General features: G+C 72.2%; 19 protein-coding genes and 1 pseudogene. 10 read left to right on the top strand and 10 right to left on the bottom strand.

Annotated elements, in window-relative coordinates; genetic code table 11:
• Window positions 1-3: 3 nt before the first annotated feature.
• Window positions 4-1707: an AMP-binding protein gene (locus HUT10_RS00750; RefSeq protein WP_176169409.1), complete on the bottom strand. Its 1704-nt coding sequence runs from the start codon at window positions 1705-1707 to the stop codon at window positions 4-6.
• A 13-nt stretch (window positions 1708-1720) separates the two neighbouring features.
• Window positions 1721-2563 carry a crotonase/enoyl-CoA hydratase family protein gene (locus tag HUT10_RS00745; protein ID WP_176169408.1) on the bottom strand — a complete coding sequence of 281 codons (843 nt, stop codon included), beginning with the start codon at window positions 2561-2563 and terminating at the stop codon, window positions 1721-1723.
• Between the two features lie 159 nt (window positions 2564-2722).
• On the opposite strand from HUT10_RS00745, the gene HUT10_RS00740 reads away from it, so the two are divergent.
• Window positions 2723-3598, top strand: a complete 876-nt coding sequence (locus tag HUT10_RS00740; protein ID WP_176169407.1) for an alpha/beta fold hydrolase — start codon at window positions 2723-2725, stop codon at window positions 3596-3598.
• A gap of 140 nt (window positions 3599-3738) precedes the next feature.
• Window positions 3739-4119, top strand: coding sequence for a hypothetical protein (locus HUT10_RS00735; RefSeq protein WP_176169406.1), 381 nt, complete (start codon window positions 3739-3741; stop codon window positions 4117-4119).
• 116 nt (window positions 4120-4235) lie between these two features.
• On the opposite strand, the pseudogene cobA reads toward HUT10_RS00735, so the two are convergent.
• The 7 genes and pseudogenes from cobA to rpmB all read right to left on the bottom strand — a co-directional run bounded on the left by cobA (window position 4236) and on the right by rpmB (window position 9478).
• Window positions 4236-5452 (bottom strand): annotated as a pseudogene (cobA, locus tag HUT10_RS00730) (uroporphyrinogen-III C-methyltransferase).
• A gap of 47 nt (window positions 5453-5499) precedes the next feature.
• The gene (locus HUT10_RS00725; RefSeq protein ID WP_176169405.1) at window positions 5500-7371 is read right to left on the bottom strand and encodes a hypothetical protein; all 1872 of its coding nucleotides are present in this window, start codon (window positions 7369-7371) and stop codon (window positions 5500-5502) included.
• Complete coding sequence (locus HUT10_RS00720; protein ID WP_176169404.1) at window positions 7368-8429, bottom strand: AAA family ATPase; 1062 nt, start codon at window positions 8427-8429, stop codon at window positions 7368-7370. The genes HUT10_RS00725 and HUT10_RS00720 overlap by 4 nt, the downstream gene beginning before the upstream one ends.
• Before the next feature lie 89 nt (window positions 8430-8518).
• The gene (gene rpsR, locus HUT10_RS00715) at window positions 8519-8773 is read right to left on the bottom strand and encodes a 30S ribosomal protein S18 (protein ID WP_176169403.1); all 255 of its coding nucleotides are present in this window, start codon (window positions 8771-8773) and stop codon (window positions 8519-8521) included.
• Window positions 8770-9075, bottom strand: a complete 306-nt coding sequence (rpsN, locus tag HUT10_RS00710) for a 30S ribosomal protein S14 (protein ID WP_176169402.1) — start codon at window positions 9073-9075, stop codon at window positions 8770-8772. Before rpsN ends, rpsR begins: the two co-directional genes overlap by 4 nt.
• Entirely contained in the window at window positions 9075-9242 is a 168-nt protein-coding gene (gene rpmG, locus HUT10_RS00705) for a 50S ribosomal protein L33 (protein ID WP_003091682.1), read from the bottom strand. The genes rpsN and rpmG overlap by 1 nt, the downstream gene beginning before the upstream one ends.
• On the bottom strand, window positions 9242-9478 hold the full coding sequence (rpmB, locus tag HUT10_RS00700; RefSeq protein ID WP_176169401.1) for a 50S ribosomal protein L28: 237 nt from the start codon (window positions 9476-9478) through the stop codon (window positions 9242-9244). The genes rpmG and rpmB overlap by 1 nt, the downstream gene beginning before the upstream one ends.
• A 79-nt stretch (window positions 9479-9557) precedes the next feature.
• On the opposite strand from rpmB, the gene HUT10_RS00695 reads away from it, so the two are divergent.
• From HUT10_RS00695 to HUT10_RS00675, 5 genes are read left to right on the top strand one after another with little or no spacing between them, the layout of a single operon-like run.
• On the top strand, window positions 9558-10802 hold the full coding sequence (locus HUT10_RS00695) for a GTP-binding protein (RefSeq protein WP_176169400.1): 1245 nt from the start codon (window positions 9558-9560) through the stop codon (window positions 10800-10802).
• Window positions 10799-11053: a type B 50S ribosomal protein L31 gene (locus tag HUT10_RS00690; RefSeq protein ID WP_176169399.1), complete on the top strand. Its 255-nt coding sequence runs from the start codon at window positions 10799-10801 to the stop codon at window positions 11051-11053. Before HUT10_RS00695 ends, HUT10_RS00690 begins: the two co-directional genes overlap by 4 nt.
• Complete coding sequence (rpmF, locus tag HUT10_RS00685; RefSeq protein ID WP_176169398.1) at window positions 11053-11205, top strand: 50S ribosomal protein L32; 153 nt, start codon at window positions 11053-11055, stop codon at window positions 11203-11205. The genes HUT10_RS00690 and rpmF overlap by 1 nt, the downstream gene beginning before the upstream one ends.
• On the top strand, window positions 11202-12260 hold the full coding sequence (locus tag HUT10_RS00680; RefSeq protein ID WP_176169397.1) for a GTP-binding protein: 1059 nt from the start codon (window positions 11202-11204) through the stop codon (window positions 12258-12260). Before rpmF ends, HUT10_RS00680 begins: the two co-directional genes overlap by 4 nt.
• Before the next feature lie 21 nt (window positions 12261-12281).
• On the top strand, window positions 12282-12956 hold the full coding sequence (locus HUT10_RS00675) for a hypothetical protein (protein WP_176169396.1): 675 nt from the start codon (window positions 12282-12284) through the stop codon (window positions 12954-12956).
• 56 nt (window positions 12957-13012) lie between these two features.
• On the opposite strand, the gene HUT10_RS00670 is transcribed toward HUT10_RS00675, so the two are convergent.
• Window positions 13013-13309: a hypothetical protein gene (locus tag HUT10_RS00670; protein WP_176169395.1), complete on the bottom strand. Its 297-nt coding sequence runs from the start codon at window positions 13307-13309 to the stop codon at window positions 13013-13015.
• A gap of 142 nt (window positions 13310-13451) precedes the next feature.
• Between HUT10_RS00670 and HUT10_RS00665 the strand changes: the two genes are divergently transcribed.
• From HUT10_RS00665 to HUT10_RS00655, 3 genes are read left to right on the top strand one after another with little or no spacing between them, the layout of a single operon-like run.
• On the top strand, window positions 13452-13886 hold the full coding sequence (locus HUT10_RS00665) for a MarR family winged helix-turn-helix transcriptional regulator (protein ID WP_254896596.1): 435 nt from the start codon (window positions 13452-13454) through the stop codon (window positions 13884-13886).
• Window positions 13883-15580 (top strand): MFS transporter, encoded by a 1698-nt coding sequence (locus HUT10_RS00660; RefSeq protein WP_176169393.1) that lies wholly within the window; start codon window positions 13883-13885, stop codon window positions 15578-15580. Before HUT10_RS00665 ends, HUT10_RS00660 begins: the two co-directional genes overlap by 4 nt.
• Complete coding sequence (locus HUT10_RS00655; RefSeq protein ID WP_176169392.1) at window positions 15577-16317, top strand: dienelactone hydrolase family protein; 741 nt, start codon at window positions 15577-15579, stop codon at window positions 16315-16317. The genes HUT10_RS00660 and HUT10_RS00655 overlap by 4 nt, the downstream gene beginning before the upstream one ends.
• The last annotated feature ends 7 nt before the right edge of the window (window positions 16318-16324 follow it).

Raw genomic sequence — 16324 nt, 5'->3', positions numbered from 1 at the left:
CGCTCAGGACTTGAGGTCCGGGAAGTCCTCCTCGCGGTACTCCGTCCCCTGGCCGCGCTTCGGGTCGCTCTCGCGGCCCCGCAGCTCGACGCGGCGGATCTTGCCGGAGATCGTCTTCGGCAGCTCCGCGAACTCCAGCCGCCGGATGCGCTTGTACGGCGCCAGGTGCTCGCGGCAGTACGCCAGGATCGACCGCGCGGTCTCCGCATCGGGTGAGAACCCGGCCGCCAGCACGACGTAGGCCTTGGGCACCGCGAGCCGGATCGGGTCGGGGGCCGGGACGACCGCCGCCTCGGCCACCGCCTCGTGCTCGATCAGGACGCTCTCCAGCTCGAACGGCGAGATCCGGTAGTCCGAGGCTTTGAACACGTCGTCGGTGCGCCCGACGTAGGTGATGTACCCGCGTTCGTCGATCGAGCCCACGTCACCGGTGTGGTAGAAGCCGCCGGCGAAGGCCGCCGACGTCCGCTCGTCGTCGTCGGCGTACCCGGTCATCAGGCCGACCGGCCGGTGCGCGAGGTCGAGGCAGATCTCGCCCTCCGTCGCGCGTTCGCCGCTGACCGGGTCGACCAGCGCCACCACGAAGCCGGGCAGCGGGCGGCCCATCGAGCCCGGCACGACGTCCTGGCCGGGCGTGTTGGCGATCTGGACGCTGCTTTCGGTCTGGCCGAAGCCGTCGCGGATGGTGACGCCCCATGCCTTCCGCACCTGGTCGATCACCTCGGGGTTGAGCGGCTCCCCCGCCCCGACGACCTTCTTCGGCGGTGCCGTCAGTGCGGTCAGGTCGGCCTGGATGAGCATCCGCCACACCGTCGGCGGCGCGCAGAAGCTCGTGACGCCGCAGCGGTCCATCTGCGCCATCAGGGCGCCGGCGTCGAACCGGTTGTAGTTGTAGAGGAACACCGTCGCCTCGGCGTTCCACGGGGCGAAGAAGTTGCTCCAGGCGTGCTTCGCCCAGCCGGGCGAGGAGATGTTCAGGTGGACGTCGCCGGGTTCCAGGCCGATCCAGTACATCGTGGAGAGGTGGCCGACCGGGTAGGAGACGTGCGTGTGCTGCACGAGCTTCGGCTTCGCCGTGGTGCCGGAGGTGAAGTAGAGCAGCAGCGGGTCGGCGGCCTTCGTCGGGCCGTCCGGGGCGAACTCCGGGGACTCGGCGAACGCGGCCGAGTACGGGTGCCAGCCCTCGACCGGCTCCCCCACCGCGATCCGCGTGTAGCCGCCCTCGACGCCGTCGAACTTCGGGGCGTCCACCGAGCGGACGACGACGTGCTTCGCCGCGCCGCGCTCGACCCGGTCGGTCAGGTCGGCCGGCCCGAGCAGCGTGGACGCCGGGATGATCACCGCGCCGAGCTTGATCGCGGCGAGGATCGTCTCCCACAGCTCGCCCTGGTTGCCGAGCATGAGGATCAGCCGGTCGCCGCGGCGGACGCCGAGCGAGCGCAGCCAGTTCGCCACCTGGTTGGACCGGGCGGACATCTCGGGGAACGTCCAGCGGTTCTCGCGGCCGTCCTCCTCGACGATCCAGAGCGCGTACCGCTGCGCGTTGGCCGGGTCGTGCGCGACGACGTCGAACCAGTCGATCGCCCAGTTGAACTCGTCGAACTCCGGCCAGGCGAACTCGCGGTACGCCGTCTCGTAGTCCTCGCGGTGGGCCTGCAGGTAGTCCCGCGCGACGCGGAACGCGTGGTGGACCTCCGAAGCGGACACGCTGCCTCTCCTCCTACTCGCCCTTGAACTCCGGCGGGCGGCGCTCCAGGAAGGCCTGGACCGCCTCGCCGAGGTCCTTGCTGGGCAGGAACGCCGAGTTCCAGGCGGCGACGTACCGGAGGCCGTCGGCGACCTGGCGCTCGGTGTTCGCCGCCAGTACCTGCTTCGTACCCTGCACCACCAGCGGCGGGTTCGCAGCGATCTCCCCGGCGAGTTCGCGCGCGGCCTTCAGCAGCGTGTCCTGGTCCGGGTAGACGTCGTTGACCAGGCCGATCTTCTCGGCGCGGGCGGCGTCGATGTCCTTGCCGGTGAGGGCGAGCTCCCGCAGGTGCCCCTCGCCGATGATCGGGGCCAGCCGCTGCAGGCTGCCGAGGTCGGCGACGATGGCGACGCGCACCTCGCGGACGCTGAACTTGGCGTCGGCGCTGGCCAGCCGGACGTCGGCGGCCGCGACGACGTCGACCCCGCCGCCGATGCACCAGCCGGAGACGGCCGCGACGACCGGTTTGCGGCATTCCGCGATCGAGCTGACCGCCGCCTGCAGGGACCGGACCTGGTCGAGGAACGCCGTCCGCGGGCCGGCCAGGTTCTCGCCGCCGAGCATCGGCGCCCAGTCGCCCATCATCGCGGGCAGGTCGAGGCCGTAGGAGAAGTGCCGGCCGCTGCCGGTCAGCACGACCGCCCTGACCTGCGGGTCGGCGTCCAGCGCGCGGAAGACCAGGGGCAGCTCGCGCCAGAAGTCCGGGCCCATCGCGTTGCCCTTCGACGGGCCGAGGAGCGTCACTTCGGCCACGGAGCCGTCGATGTCGACCTTGAGGGACACCAGGTCGGGCAGACTGTCAGCAGTAGCGGTCATGGGGGTCATCTTGACCCATGCCCGCGACGACCCGCCATTGGCACGGTGTCAATTGCCCCTCATGTCACTGTGTGATCGGAGCGGCACGCCGCTGTGCCAACCCCGTCGGGGGATGCTTTCCTGGAAGAATCGACGCCGACACGGGGAGGACGGTGGGACATGAGCCCGGCCAGCGCGACCGCGATCGAGACCGGACCTCCGTCCGCCCCCGCCCGGCGGGCCTCCCGGCCGATCGAACTGACCGGTTCGTTCGACCACGAGGGCCACCGGCTCTGGTACACCGAGTTCGGCAGCGGCGACAAGGTCGTCGTCCTCACCCACGGCATCATGCTGACCCGCCGGATGCACGCGCCGCTGGCGCGCCGGCTGGCCCGCGCGGGCTTCCGGGTGATCACCCTCGACCTGCTCGGCCACGGCGACTCCGACCGGCCGACCGAGTCGTGGCTCTATTCGATGCCGTCCTTCGCCGAGCAGACCCTGGCCCTGCTGGACCACCTCGAGGTCGAGTCGGCCGTGGTCGGCGGGACGTCCCTGGGGGCGAACGTCTCGCTGGAAGTGGCGGTGCTGGCGCCGTCGCGGACGCGCGGGCTGATCGTCGAGATGCCGGTGCTGGACAACGCGATCGTGGCCGGGCTGGTCACCTTCGCCCCGCTGCTGATGGCGGCCCGGTTCCTGCCCTTCACGGTGCAGGCGGTGGCGCTGGCGGCCTCGGTCGTCCCGCACGGCAACCAGTGGGTCGACGTCGTCACGGACACGCTCTCCCAGCGCCCGGCCCCGATGGCGGCCCTGCTGCACGGGGTGCTGTTCGGCCGGATCGCGCCGCCGAAGGCGGTCCGCCGCAAGATCAGCACCCGGGCACTGGTGATCGGTCACCAGGGCGACCCGATCCACCCCTTCGGCGACGCGGACACCCTGGCGGTCGACATGCCGGACGCGGAGTTCGTCCAGGCCCGCAGCCCGGTCGAGCTGAGGTTCGACCCGAGCCGCCTCTCGGACGCGATCCGCGATTTCGCCGCGAGCTGCTACGAAGACTGACATGCCGTTGGTGTGGGTGACCGGCAACGCCGGAGCGGGCAAGTCGGCGGTCTGCCCGGTGCTGAAGGAGCGGGGCGAGCTCGCGGTCGACGCGGACAACGAGGGGCTACCACCACTGGGCCGACCGGACGACCGGGCAGGTGGTCACCGTCCCGCCCGACCCGGTGCCGGCGGGCTGGCTCGACCGCTACGGATGGCGGATCAACCGCGCCAAGGTCGAGGCCCTGGCGGCCCGGGCGGCGGGCGAGATCGTGTTCTTCTGCGGCTGCCCGGAGAACCACGAGGACGTGCGGGACCTGTTCGACCTGGTGATCTGCCTGGTGATCGACGAGGACACCCTCCGCCACCGGCTCCGGACCCGCACGTCGAACAGCTTCGGCAAGCACCCGGAGGAGCTGGCGGCCGCCCTCGCGGACAACGCCTGCGTCCACCCCGGCGCCGCGATCATCGACGCCACCCGCCCCCTCCCCGAAGTCGCCGACGCCGTCCTCGCCGCCGCCCGCTCCCCGGAACTCGCGTGATCAAACCCGGATTTCGCGTGATCGGATACGTAAGTCGCGTGATTGGAGACGGAACTCGCGAGTTCCGGCTTCAATCACACGTGTTCCGGCTTCGATCACGCGAGTCACGGGCCCGATTACGCGGGGGCGAGGCCGGCGACCGGGCCGATCACGATCACCGCCGGCGGCGGACGCCCGAGGCCGCCGCGTCGGTGACCACTGTGTCCAATGTGGACCGGAGGGTGCGCTGGGTGCGCATGGTGCCGTCCTCGATGATCGCCACCGGGGTGGCGGCGGGGCGGCCGCCGTCCAGGAGGGCCTTGGCGAACTGCGGGAGCCGCTCGACGCCCATCATCAGCACGATCGTGCCCGTCATCCGGGCCAGCAGGTCCCAGTCGACCAGGGAGCGGTCGTCGCCGGGGGCGACGTGGCCGGAGACCACCACCACCTCGTGCGCGACGCCGCGGTGGGTGACCGGGACGTCCGCCACCGCCGGGACGGCGAACGCGCTGGTGATGCCGGGGACCATCGTCACCGGGACGCCGGCCTCGACGCAGGCGAGCACCTCCTCGAAGCCGCGGCCGAACAGGTACGGGTCGCCGCCCTTGAGGCGGACGACGAACTTGCCCTCCTTGGCGCGCTCGATCAGCGTGCTGTTGATGACCTCCTGGCTGGCCGCGCGGCCGTACGGGATCTTCGCCGCGTCGACGATCTCGACCTCCGGCGCGAGCTCGTCGAGCAGCTCGCGGGGCGCCAGCCGGTCGGCCACGACGACGTCCGCGCGCGCCAGCAGGCGCCGGCCGCGGACGGTGATCAGTTCCGGGTCGCCCGGGCCGCCGCCGACCAGCGCCACCCCCGGCAGGGTGCCCTCCGGGTGGGGCTGGCGGCCGTCTTCGATCGTGCCGTTGTGCAGGCCGTCGAGCATCGAGTCGCGGACCGCCGCCGAGCGCAGCGGCTCGCCGCCGGACAGGACGCCGAACAGCAGGCCGCCGTGGCGGCCGGACGCCGGGGTGACCGCCGAACCGGACTCGCCTTCGTCGGCGCGGACGCAGAACACCCGCTCCCGCTCGGCTTCGGCGCAGATCTCCGCGTTCACCGCCGGGTCGTCCGTGCAGGCCAGGGCGTACCAGGCGTCCTTGAGATCACCGGGAGCATAACGGCGTTCGTGCCAGACGAGCTCGCCCGCGTCCACCATCCCCTGCACCGACGGCGTCGTGTGCGGCGACACCAGTTCGACGCGGGCGCCCGCCGCGATCAGCCGGGGCAGCCGTCGTTGGGCCACGCTGCCGCCGCCGAACATCACGACGCGGCGGCCGGTGAGCTGGAGGCCGGAGAGGTAGTGCGGGTCGTCCATGCGCGGGAGTTTATTGGCGAGCGGGCCCTTCGCCAGCCCAGCGTGGGTCACGCCACCCGGAACACCGGCCCGCGGGCCGCGAACGGCAGCCGCGCACCCCGCGGCACCAGGTAGGCGTGCTCGCGGCGCGGCCGGACGTGGTCGCAGTACGCGTCGGTGATGATCAGGATCGGCCCGTCCGCCGGGAAGTCGGCCGCCCGCTGCAGCAGGTCGACGCCGGGCTGCAGGATCGTCCCTCCGCGCCCCCGCACCTTGACCCGGCCCGCGATGTCCTCCACCGCCAGGTACCCGGCGTCGTAGGCGACGGCGTCGCAGAACACCACCCGCGCCGCCGGCACGTCCCGGGCCAGCGCGTAGGACGCGATCGCGCCCAGTGCCTTGCCGAGCAGCTCGGCGTTCATCGACCCGGACGTGTCCAGCACGACGCCGAAGGTGACGCGCCGATCGAGGCGTTCCGGGCGGACGCGGCCCGGGCGCGGGATGTCCGGGGTCGCCGCCTGGCGGCGGGACGCCCGCGCGTAGCTGCGCACCGGCAGCTCCACCCGCACGTGCTCGTCGAACCAGCGGGCCAGCTGCGCGTCCCACGGCAGCGGCGGGTGGTCCAGGGCCCGGATCTCCTGTTCCAGCCCGGCCGGCAGCAGGCCGCGGCCCCGGGCGTGGTGGTACTCCAGGCCCTGGGTGAGCGCCCGGCGGTAGAACTCGTCGAGGTCGACGCCGTGGACGCGGTCACCCCACGGCATCGGCCGCGAGTTCCGCTTCGACGCCCGGCGCTGCACCGCGTCCGGTTCGGACAGCCAGTCGCCCAGCACGTCCCCGGCCTCGCGCGCGCCCAGGGTCACCAGCTTGCGGGCACGGCGGATGTCCGTCGTCAGCGTGTCGTACACCGACTCGGCCGACATCCCGGTGAGCTGCTGGTCGTGCAGGCTGCCGTGGGGCAGCTCGCCGACGCCCATCGAGACGAGCCAGCCGTTGATGACGTAGTCGCAGGCGACATTCCACAGGTACGGGTCGCGGCCCAGCGCGCGGCGGTCGTGCCGCAGCGCGGCGTGCAGCATCTCGTGGGCCAGCACGAACCGCCACTCCTCGGCGGTCAGTGCCGCGCTCGGGTTGACGTAGATCTCGCCGTGCTCGGCGTCGACCGCGGCCAGGGCGATGTCCCAGGCGCGGACGACTTCGGCGTCGACGACCAGGGTGAATCCGGCCGCCACCGCGCCGAGCAAGGGGAACGACGAGACGAACCAGGACAGCGCGCGGTCCCACTCCCCCACGGCCCGCCGGTGGCGGGTCTGGCCGCGGGCGTCGGCGGCGCGTTCCATGGCCTCGGTGGCCGAGGCGATCAGCCCGCGGGCGAACCGTTCGGTCCAGGGTGCCGGCGTCCCGTGGTACTGCAGCTGCCAGCGGGACAGCGGCTCGCCGAGCACCAGGCACGGCCGTCCGGTGCCCAGGTCGGCGAACGGTGCCGGAACGCCGGTTTCGCGCCAGGCGCGGGTCAGGGCGAGCTCGTCGGCACCCGGGAGTTCGGGCAGGTCCAGCACCGGGGTCCCGACGCGGAGGGCCTCGGCGAACCGGTGGACGGCCACGCAGCACACGGCGGCGTAGACCGGATCGACCACCCGGTCCGGGACGATCGCCTCGGCCTCGGTCAGCCGGTCGTCGTCGAGGTGGCCGAGGCCGAGGTGCAGCAGCAGGTGCGCGAACACCCAGGCCCACTCGCCCGGTGCGGCATCCCGGGCGCGGTTCGGGGTGATCCCGCCGCGGTCGGTGACCACGGCCCAGCCTCCGCCGGTGCTCTCCGTGCTGAGGCTCGCGCCGCGCGCGAGGTGCTCCAGCACGGTGTTGCCGCACACCGCGGCCCAGCCGTCGGCGATGGCCTTGTTCCGGCGCTCGCGGCGCTTGGCTTCGACGCGGGCGTTGCTCATGCCCGCGCCGCCACCAGCCGCGGCAGGTCGCGGGCGGCTTCGACCAGGAACCACGCCGGCAGCCGCGGGTTGCCTGCTTCGTCGTCGGCGATGACCAGCTGGGCCATCTCCAGCGAAATCTCGGCCAGCTCGACAAGCAGGCTCTTGGCCCGGAAGGCGAACTGGCGGACGGCCGCCGAGGCGTGCCGCTTGTCCGCGGGCAGGTCCTTGACCAGCCGCGCGCGGAAGGTCTCGGCGAGGAAGTAGAGCAGGTCGCGGTCGGCCGGTCCGGCGGGCCAGCGCGCGTCACCCTTGAGGATCGCCTCGAGGTCGAAGGCGTGCCGGGCGACCTTGAGGTACGCGCGGAACGCTCCGGCGTGCGCCGGGGTGAGGGTCGCGTACGCGAGCAGCGCGATCGTCTCGTCGTCGGCCGGGTCGCCGGCGGAGTGGAGCAGGTCGGAGAGCATGTGCCAGGACCTCGGGGTCGAGAACGGCTCCTCGGTCTTGGGCGGCGGGCTCCAGAGGTGGTCCGGACGCTGGGTGAGGTACTCGATGACCCACGGGTGGATGCCGTGGCCGGCCGCCCAGGCGAGCCAGTCACCGGGCGCGGCCCGCAGGTGGACGTGCACCAGGCGGTTGACCAGGGCCGAGGCCATCGGCCGGGCCAGCGCCTGGTCGGTGGCGCGGTTGCCGGCCCCGATCACGACCGAACCCGGCGGCAGCTCGTAGGAGCCGATGCGGCGGTCGAGGATGAGCGAGTAGAACGCCTTCTGGACGTCGGGCGCCGCGGCGTTCAGCTCGTCGAGGAACAGGCAGTACGGCTCGTCGCGGGCGATCTGCTCCGGCGGGCAGAACCGGCTGCGGCCGCCCGTGATCTGCGGGACGCCGATCAGGTCTTCGGGCGCGAGCTGGGTGCCCAGCAGGGAAACGCACTCCAGGCCCAGTGCCGCCGCGAAGTCGCGCACCAGCGAGGACTTCCCGATCCCGGGCGCGCCCCAGAGGAACACCGGCCGCACGACGGCGGTGGTGAGCAGGAGCTCGGGCAGCCGGGCGGGCGTGACCGTGAGCTGGGCGTGCAAGCGTGGACCTCCTGATGTCAGGACATCCCCGTGCGACGCCCCCTTTCGTGCGCCCATGGTCGCGCGCCACCCGGCTTCGCGCACCCGAATTACTGCGCGCGACCCGCGGAGGGGTAGGGCAGCAAGGCCATCTCGCGCGCGTTCTTGATCGCCGTGGCGACCTGTTTCTGTTGCTGCGGCGTCAATCCCGTCACCCGGCGGGCGCGGATCTTGCCGCGGTCGGAGACGAACTTCCGCAGCAGGTCGACGTCCTTCCAGTCGACGTGGGTGATCTTGCTGGCGTGCAACAGGTTCACCTTGCGCTTGGCGGGACGGTCGCGGTTCGGCTTCGGCATGCGGCTCACCAGCTCGACTTCGCGACGCCGGGCAGCTCGCCGTTGTGCGCGGCCTGCCGCATCTTGACGCGGGACAGCCCGAACTTCCGCAGGTAGCCGCGCGGGCGGCCGTCCGCGGTGTCGCGGTTGCGGATCCGGGTCGGGCTCGCGTCGCGCGGCAGCTTCTGCAGCGCGACGACGGCCTCCGCCTTGGCCGCGGCCGACGAGCCCGGTGAGGCGATGACGGCCTTGAGCGCGCGGCGGCGTTCGACGTACCGGGCGGCGATCACCTTCCGCTGCTCGTTCTTCGCGATCTTCGACTTCTTGGCCATCAGCGCTCTTCCTTGAACTCGACGTGCTTGCGCGCGACCGGGTCGTACTTGCGCAGGACCATCCGGTCCGGGTCGTTGCGGCGGTTCTTCTTGGTGACGTACGTGTAGCCGGTGCCCGCGGTGGACCGCAGCTTGATGATCGGCCGGACGTCGGTGCTCTTCGCCATTACAGCTTCACCCCCTTCGCCTTCAGCTCGGCGACGACGGCCTCGATGCCGCGCTTGTCGATCGTCTTCATGCCCTTGGCGGACACGCGCAGCCGCACCCAGCGGCCCTCGCTGGGCACGAAGTAGCGACGGTTCTGCAGGTTCGGTTCCCACCGGCGGGACGTATGGCGGTGCGAGTGCGAGACCTGCTTGCCGTAGCCCGGCTTGCGGCCGGTGACCTGGCACACGGCGGACAAGGGCCCTCCCGAGTTGATAGTGATTGTCGTTTTCAGTTACTGTAGCGCACCGCACCCCGTCCGCATTCCTGGAGCCCCTGTGACCCACCACTCCCGCGTCCCGCTCGTCCTGGTGAGCGGTCTGGCGGCCGGGCTGAACGCCGCGCTCGCCGAGCTGCTGCGCGTGGCCGAGGCCGGTACCGCCGTCGTCCACCACGACCTGCGCGAGATCCACTCCGGCGTCGTCCGCCGCCGTCTGCAGCTCGGCGAGCGCGACGACCTGACCGTGCTCGAACTGGCCCACGGCTGCGTGTCCTGCACCCTGCGGGAGGACCTCCTGCCGCTGCTGCGGCGGCTGGCCCGGCGCCCGGACGTGACCCGGATCGTCGTCCGGCTCGACGAGGCGATGGAGCCGGAGCCGGTGAGCTGGGCGATCCGGACCGTCCTGGTCGGCGATCACCCGGTGAGCGAGGACGTCGACCTGCGGGCCGTCCTCACCGTGGTCGACTGCGCGACCTGGCTCGCCGACGCGACCGGCGACGACGAGCTGGCCGACCGGAACCTGCAGGGCAGCCCCGAGGACGAGCGGACGGTCGCTCAGGTCGCGCTCTCCCAGGTGGAGTTCGCCGATGTCCTCGTGCTGGCCGGCGCGGCCACCGACGCGTGGAGCGCCGCCAAGGCGTCCGCGGTGCTCGACCGGGTGGCCCCTTCGATCCCGCGGGTCGAGCTGGCCCGGTCCGACGGCGACGGTGTGCTCGCCGCGGTCCCGGCGGACGCCCGGCGCGGCGAGGTCACCGACATGCACGGCGCCCTGCTGCGCGGCGAACCGCCGTTGCACGCCGACTGCGGCATCGCGTTGCTCACCTTCACCGCGCGGCGGCCGTTCCACCCGGAGCGGCTGCACGACGCGCTGGACGTCCTGCTCGACGGCGTCGTCCGCACCCGCGGGCGCGCGTGGGTGGCCAGCCGGCCCGACGTCGCGTTCTGGATCGAGTCGGCGGGCGGCGGGCTCGGCCTCGGCCACGCCGGGCCGTGGCTCGCGTCGCCGGACGGTCCCGAGTGGACGGACGTCTCCCCCGAACGCCGCACGCTGGCGTCCCTGCGCTGGGACCCGGTGCACGGCGACCGGGCGCAGGAACTGGTCGTGGTGACGGACCAGACAACGCCCGACGAGATCGACGCGGCCCTGCGCGGCGCTCTACTGACCGACGAGGAACTCGCGGCCGGACCCGGAGCGTGGGCGCACTACCCCGACCCGTTCGGGGATTGGCACGAGGAGCCGTGCCAGGACACCGAACCCGACCCGGCGCGGCACTCCGCGGCGAACCGAAAGGAAGAACGATGAAGACCGGAATCCACCCCGACTACCACCCCGTGGTGTTCAAGGACTCGTCGACCGGCGACGCCTTCCTCACCCGCTCCACCATCACCTCCGACAAGACGATCGAGTGGTCCGACGGGAACACCTACCCGCTCGTCGTGGTCGACATCAGCTCGTGGTCGCACCCGTTCTGGACCGGCACCCAGCGGATCATGGACAGCGCCGGCCAGGTGGAGAAGTTCCACCGCCGCTACGGGAAGCGAGGCGCCCGCTGATGGCCGTCCCCAAGCGCAAGACCTCCCGCAGCAACACCCGCTCCCGGCGGGCGCAGTGGAAGGCCGCCGTGCCGGACCTGGTGCCGATCAAGGTCGACGGCCAGGTCCAGCTGGTCCCCCGGCGGCTGATGAAGCACTTCCACACGCGGTGAGCGTTCCGGTCACGGTGCTGTCCGGCTTCCTCGGCGCGGGCAAGACGACGCTGCTCAACCACATCCTCGCCAACCGGGCGGGCCTGCGGGTCGCGGTGATCGTCAACGACATGAGCGAAGTCAACATCGACGCCGCGCTCGTCCGCTCGCAGGAGCGGCTGGTCGAGCTGACCAACGGGTGCATCTGCTGCACCCTGCGGGAGGACCTCCTCGAGGAGGTGGCGGCACTGTGCGCGGACGGCCGCTTCGACCACGTGCTCATCGAGTCGAGCGGCATCTCCGAGCCGATGCCGGTGGCGGCGACGTTCACGTTCCTGGACGCCGTCGCCCACCTCGACACGATGGTGACCGTGGTCGACGCGGCGAACTTCGCCCGTGAGCTGGCAGCCGGCGACTCCCTCGTGGAGCGCCGGCTGGACCAGTACGCCGGTGACGAGCGGACGGTCAGCGACCTGCTGGTGGACCAGGTCGAGTTCGCCGACGTCCTGCTGCTGAACAAGACGGACCTGGTGCCTCCCGCCGGGGTGGACCGGCTGGTGGCGACCCTGCGGCGGCTCAACCCGGCCGCCGACGTCGTCACGGGCCGCTTCGGGAAGGTGCCGCCGGAGCGGGTCTTCGGGACCGGCCGGTACGACGCCGCCCGGGCTCAGCAGGCGCCGGGCTGGGTGGCCGAGCTGAACGGCGACCACGTGCCGGAGACCGAGGAGTACGGGATTTCCAGCGTGGTGTTCCGCGCTTCCCGCGCGTTCGACCCGGCGGCGCTGTGGGATTTCGTCACCCGGCGGCTGGATTCGGGCGAATTCGGGACGGTGCTGCGGTCCAAGGGGTTCTTCGCGCTGGCGTCCCGGCCCGGGGTGACCGGGCTGTGGTCGCAGGCGGGCACGGTGGCGCGGTTCGAACCCCAGGGCGTGGCGGCCGGGCCGCGGCAGGAGCTGGTGTTCATCGGGGTCGACCTCGCGGGGGACGCACTGCTGGCGGCACTGCACGACTGCCTCGGCGACGTCACCACCGGACCGGACCGGTTCCCGGAGTGGGAGCCGGTCCATTTCCGTTGACGGCGGCGGGAAAATGGCGCCATGGACGGGCGGAGATACCTCGAGAAGCTGATTTCCGACGGCCTCGGCGCGGGCCGCGGGCAGCCGGAGTCCGGGCGGCAGGCCGGGTTCGACCGGCGGCTGATCCGGGGCGTCGCGATCGGCCTGGTCGCGGCCGGGGCGCTGGCGCAGGAGGACGCCGACCGGATCCTCGCCGACCTCGACGTGACCATGCAGCGGTCCGGCTGGCTCAACGTCGTGCACGCGGAGGCTTCGGCCACGGCCGTCTCCGCACCGGTGGCCGAGCGCGTGGGCGCCGAGCGGCCCGAGTGGCGGGAGGCGATCGAGGCGCCGCCCAAGCCCGTGCTGCGGCACGTGGTTTCGCTCGCGGGCCGCACCCTCGACGTCGGCGAGGTGACGGCGGACCTGGTCAGCCTGGAGGTGTGGTCGGCGTTCGTCGTCCTGACCTTCTCGCACGAGTACGAGGACCGCGATCCCGGCCGCTTGCGGCACCGCTTCCGGCCGGACGTGCGGTGGCGCGGGTGGGACGACACCGGGACGCAGTACCGGGCCCGCGGCGGCGGCGGGACCGGGTCGAACGGCCTGCTTGTGGACCGGCGCACCTTCGAACCCGGGCCGACGGCGGAAGCCCGGGAGCTGACCCTGGCCGTCGAGTTCCCCGGTGGTCAGGACACGGTCGTGGTCCCGCTCGGCTGACCCCCACTGGTGGACGTTGGGGGTGGACAGATTCCCGTCCGAGGCCAAGGCCGCTCTCAGTGGTCGTCGTAGTGGTCCTCGTGGACCGCGTGGCGGTGGCCGTCGTGCAGGTAGTCGACGTGCTCGCCGTGCGGGACGGCCACGTGGCCGCAGCCCTCGCCGTGCGTGTGGTCGTGCCCGGTGTGCGGGACGTGGCCGGCGATCTCGCACTCGTCGAAGTGGCCGTCGTGCGCCCGGTGCAGGTGCCCCTCGTGCACGTAGTCGATGTGGTCGCCGTGCGGGACCGCCGCGTGGCCGCAGCCCTCGCGGTGGACGTGGTCGTGGCCGGCGTGCACGACGTGCGGCATGGTCATCGGCTGTCCCTTCCCGGTGTGTCCACTTCGGACGCTAACACCGGGCCCCCGCGTCAGTACGGGCGAAAGCTCCCGGCTCACCCGATAGCGGCGCTCGCGTCCGAGTTGCTCAACCCAGGTTTATCAGTCTAGGTTGACGATTGTGACGGACGAGGAACTCCTCCGGGCGAGCAACGACCTGCGCGTCGCCCTGGGCCGGCTGGTCCGGCGGCTGCGTCAGGGGTACGTGGCCGGCGACCTCACCACCCCCGAACGCTCGGTCCTGTCCCGGCTCGACCGCGAGGGCCCGGCCACGCCGGGCTGCCTCGCCGATCTCGAACGCGTCAAACCGCAGGCCATGGGCGTCACCCTGGCCGGGCTGGTCGACCGCGGCCTGGTCGAGCGGCGCAAGGACGAGTCCGACGGCCGCAAGGTGGTCATGTCGGTGACCGAGGACGGCGTCCGGCTGCTGGTCGACAAGCGGTCGCGGACGACGCAGCTGATGGCCGACGCGCTGGCCGGGAAGTTCACCGAAGCCGAGCAACGCGAGCTGATCGCGGCCATCCCGCTGATCGAGCGGCTGGCGGACGAGCTGTGAACTACAAGTGGGTCGCGCTGTCCAACACCACGCTCGGCGTGCTGATGTCCGCGCTCGACGGCTCGATCGTGATCATCTCGCTGCCGGCCATCTTCCGCGGCATCGGGCTCGACCCGCTCGCCCCGGGCAACATCGGCTACCTGCTCTGGATGATCCTCGGCTACCTGCTGGTGCAGGCCGTGCTGGTGGTGACGCTGGGCAGGCTCGGCGACATGTTCGGCCGGGTCAAGATGTACAACCTCGGCTTCGTCGTGTTCAGCGCCGCGTCGGTCGCCCTGTCGTTCGACCCGTTCCACGCCGGCGCCGGCGCGCTGTGGCTGATCGGCTGGCGGGTCGTGCAGGCCGTCGGCGGGTCGATGCTGACGGCGAACTCCGCGGCCATCCTCACCGACGCCTTCCCGGCGCGGCAGCGCGGCATGGCGCTGGGCGTCAACCAGATCACCGCGCTCGCCGGGCAGTTCCTCGGCCTGGTCGTCGGCGGGCTGCTGGCCGAGATCGACTGGCGCGCGGTGTTCTGGGTCAGCGTCCCGTTCGGCCTGCTCGGCACCATCTGGTCGATCCGCAGCCTTCGCGAGGTGGGGACGCCGCGGCGCGCGAAGGTCGACTGGGGCGGCAACGTCACCTTCGCGGCCGGGACCGCGCTGCTGCTGGCCGCGATCACCTACGGCATCCAGCCGTACCGCGGCGCGGCCACCGGCTGGGGCAACCCGTGGGTGCTCGGCGGGATCGGCGCCGGCGTGCTGCTGCTCGTGCTGTTCGGCGTGATCGAAACACGCGTCGCCACGCCGATGTTCCAGCTTTCCCTGTTCCGAATCCGGGCGTTCGCCGCCGGCAACATCGCCGCGTTGCTGACTTCGGTCGCGCGTGGTGGCATGCAGTTCATGCTCATCATCTGGCTGCAGGGGATCTGGCTGCCCCTGCACGGCTACGACTACGAGCGGACGCCTCTGTGGGCGGGCATCCACCTGCTGCCGCTGACCGTGGGGTTCCTCATCGCCGGGCCGCTGTCGGGCTACCTGTCCGACCGCTTCGGCGCCCGGCCGCTGGCCACCGGCGGCCTGCTGCTGGTCGTCGCGGCCTTCCTCGGGCTGCTGGCGTTGCCGGTGGACTTCTCCTACCCGGCGTTCGCCGCCCTGCTCGTGCTGAGCGGCGTCGGCCAGGGCATGTTCGCCGCGCCCAACACCTCGGCGATCATGAGCAGCGTGCCCACCGAGCAGCGCGGGGTCGCCTCCGGCATGCGGGCGACGTTCCAGAACTCCGGGACGTCGCTGTCGATCGGGGTGTTCTTCTCGCTGATGATCGCCGGGCTGGCCACGTCCCTGCCCCAGACGCTGACGAGCGGGCTGCAGGCCCACGGCGTCCCGGCACCGGTGGCCGACGGCGTCGCGCAGCTGCCGCCGGTCAGCACGCTGTTCGCCGCGTTCCTCGGCAGCAACCCGGTCGGGCACCTGCTCGGCCCGGACGTCCTGAACGCGCTCGCGCCTGCCGACCGCGCGACGCTCACCGGCGGGTCGTTCTTCCCGCAGCTGGTGTCGGCACCGTTCCACCACGGCCTGGTGGTCGTGTTCACCGCGGCCGCGGCGATGGCCGTGGTCGCCGCGATCGCCTCCGCCTCCCGCGGGGCGCGGTACCTGCACTCCTCCGAAAACTCCCTTGAAGAAAACTCCCGTGAAGAAGGGAAGGAGAACCGATGAAGGACGAGATCGTCGCCGGGACGGTCACCATCTCCGGCCACGGCGGGGACGAGCTCGAGGCGTACCTGGCGAAACCGACCGACGCTGCCCCGCGCGGCGGCGTCGTGGTGATCCACCACCTGCCCGGCTACGACGCGGCGACGAAGGAGATGGTGCGCCGCTTCGCCGTCGAGGGCTACAACGCGCTCTGCCCGAACCTGTACACGCGAGAAGCGCCGGGGGCCGACCCGGACGACGCGGCGGCGACGGTCCGCGCGGCCGGCGGCGTCCCCGACGACCGCCTGGTGGGTGATGTCTCGGGTGCGGCGGACTACCTGCGCGCGCTGGAGAACGCGAACGGCCGGATCGGCGTCATCGGGCACTGTTCCGGTGGCCGCCACGCGTTCCTGTCCGCGTGTTCCCTGGACCTCGACGCGGCGGTGGACTGCTACGGCGCGTTCGTCGTCAACGACCCGCCGGAGGCCATGAGGATGATGAAGCCGCTGCTCGGGCTGACCCCGCAGCTGTCCTGCCCCCTGCTGGGCATCTTCGGCGCCGAGGACCAGTTCCCCGGCCCGGACGAGGTGGCGGTGCTGGCGGCCGAGCTGGAGAAGCACGGCAAGGAGCACGAGTTCCACACGTACGCGGGCGCCGGCCACGCGTTCTTCGCCGTCGACCGCCCGAGCTACCGTCCCGAAGCCGCCAAGGACGGCTGGGAACGCATCCTCGACTTCTACGCCCGCACGCTCACCGCCTGAGAGGACC

It is taken from the genome of Amycolatopsis sp. Hca4 (genome assembly GCF_013364075.1).
GTDB lineage: Bacteria > Actinomycetota > Actinomycetes > Mycobacteriales > Pseudonocardiaceae > Amycolatopsis.
The sequence above is the reverse complement of the archived record's forward strand: the minus strand, read 5'-3'. Positions and strand labels throughout refer to the sequence as shown.

What these genes read in the sequence shown, in the direction of transcription:
- HUT10_RS00675 (WP_176169396.1), top strand. Translation starts at nt 12,282, where the DNA reads ATGGACGGGCGGAGATACCTCGAGAAGCTGATTTCCGACGGCCTCGGC.
- rpmF (WP_176169398.1), top strand. Translation starts at nt 11,053, where the DNA reads ATGGCCGTCCCCAAGCGCAAGACCTCCCGCAGCAACACCCGCTCCCGG.
- HUT10_RS00725 (WP_176169405.1), bottom strand. Translation starts at nt 7,371, where the DNA reads ATGAGCAACGCCCGCGTCGAAGCCAAGCGCCGCGAGCGCCGGAACAAG.
- rpmG (WP_003091682.1), bottom strand. Translation starts at nt 9,242, where the DNA reads ATGGCGAAGAGCACCGACGTCCGGCCGATCATCAAGCTGCGGTCCACC.
- rpsN (WP_176169402.1), bottom strand. Translation starts at nt 9,075, where the DNA reads ATGGCCAAGAAGTCGAAGATCGCGAAGAACGAGCAGCGGAAGGTGATC.
- HUT10_RS00655 (WP_176169392.1), top strand. Translation starts at nt 15,577, where the DNA reads ATGAAGGACGAGATCGTCGCCGGGACGGTCACCATCTCCGGCCACGGC.
- HUT10_RS00670 (WP_176169395.1), bottom strand. Translation starts at nt 13,309, where the DNA reads ATGACCATGCCGCACGTCGTGCACGCCGGCCACGACCACGTCCACCGC.
- HUT10_RS00690 (WP_176169399.1), top strand. Translation starts at nt 10,799, where the DNA reads ATGAAGACCGGAATCCACCCCGACTACCACCCCGTGGTGTTCAAGGAC.
- HUT10_RS00745 (WP_176169408.1), bottom strand. Translation starts at nt 2,563, where the DNA reads ATGACCGCTACTGCTGACAGTCTGCCCGACCTGGTGTCCCTCAAGGTC.
- HUT10_RS00740 (WP_176169407.1), top strand. Translation starts at nt 2,723, where the DNA reads ATGAGCCCGGCCAGCGCGACCGCGATCGAGACCGGACCTCCGTCCGCC.